Raw genomic sequence first — 1,608 nt, 5'->3', positions numbered from 1 at the left:
GTGCGGCGGTGTACGTGCCGTTGCCCGGCTGGTCGAAGTCGACCGTGCACGTCCCGGCCCGGTCCAGGGTGACGGTCGTCCCGGTCAGGGTGCAGACGCCCGTGGACGTGTTGTCGACTGTGACCGTGACCGGCAGCCCGGAGTCAGAGGTCCCGGCCGGCTGGTAGCTGCCGCCGACCTTGGCGTCCGCAGGCGGCGTGGAGGTCACGGTGATGGTCTGGCTGCGCGCTGCGACGGTCAGCGTGAACGTCTGCGAGGCGCTGCTGGTGCTGTTCGTCGCGGTGATCGTCAGCGGGTAGGTGCCGGCCGTCCCGGGGGCCGGGGTGCCGGCCAGGGTCGCGGTGCCGTCGCCGTTGTCGGTGAAGGAGACGCCCGACGGCAGGGCGCCGGTGCTCGACAGGGTCGTGGCGGCCGGGTAGCCGGGGCTGGTGGTGACGGTGAAGGTGCCCGCGGAGCCGATGCTCAGGGCGGTGTGGTCGGCGCTGGTGATGGCGGCGCCCTGCAGGACGGTGAGCGTGAACGACTGGGTGGCGTTGGTGCTCGAGCCGTTGCCGGCCGTGATGGTGACGGTGAACGCGCCTGCCGCGGTCGGGGTGCCGGCGACGGTGGCGGTGCCGTCGCCGTTGTCGGTGAACGTGACGCCGGCCGGCAGCGGGCCGGTGTGGGTGATCGTCGTGGCCGTCGGGTAGCCGGCGATGGTCGTGACCGTGAAGCTGCCGGCGCTGCCCCTGGTGAAGGTGGCGTGGTCGACGCTTGTGATGACCGGGGAGGCGCTGGCCGGCACGACCGTGAGGGTGAACGACTGCTGGGACGATCCAGCGCCGCTGTCGGCCTTGACCGTGAGCGGGTAGCTGCCGCTCGTGCCGGACGCGGGGGTGCCGGCCAGGGTCGCGGTGCCGTCGCCGTTGTCGGTGAAGGAGACGCCAGAAGGCAGGGCGCCAGTCTTGCTGAGCGTGGTCGCGGTCGGGTATCCGGCGCTCGTCGTGACGCTGAGGGAGCCCGCGGCGCCGACGGTGAAGGTGCCGTGGTCGCTGCTGGTGAAGCTCGCGAGCTCTTCGACGGTCAGGGTGAACGACTGGGTCGTGGAGCCGACGCTGCTGCTGGCGGTGACCGTCAGCGGGTAGGTCCCGCCGGTCCCGGTCGCCGGGGTGCCCGAGAGGGTGGCGGTGCCGTCACCGTTGTCGGTGAAGCTGACACCGGCAGGCAGGCTGCCATTCTGGGTGACGGTGTCCGCGGCTGGGCTGGTCGTGACGGTGAAGCCGCCGGCCGTACCAGCGCTGAAGGTGGCGTGGTCGGCGCTGGTGACGTCGGGGGACTGCTGGACCGTCAGCGTGAACGCCTGGCTGTCATCGGGTGCGACGCCGTTGCTGGCAGTGATCGTGACGGGGAAGGTCCCGGCGCCGGTCGGGGTGCCGGCGAGGGTGGCGGTGCCGTCGCCGTTGTTGGTGAGCGTGACCCCGGCCGGCAGGGCGCCGGTCTTGGTGATGGTGCTCGTGGCCGGTACGCCTGGGGTGGTGGTGACGGTGAACGCGTCCGCCACGCCGCGGGTGAACGTGGCGTGGTCGGCGCTGGTGATGGCGGGCGGCTGGTTGACCGTCAGGGTGAAGG

The 1,608-nt window shown here is 72.3% G+C and carries 1 protein-coding gene; it reads right to left on the bottom strand.

What is annotated here, in order from left to right; genetic code table 11:
• Positions 1 to 1,608, bottom strand: a 1,608-nt coding sequence (locus tag AC1DP0_RS21705) for a beta strand repeat-containing protein (protein WP_478088621.1), incomplete at both ends; no start/stop codon positions are given.

This window comes from Terrabacter sp. P5_B1 (assembly GCF_056400505.1).
This window is presented reverse-complemented; position numbering and strand designations above follow the sequence as displayed.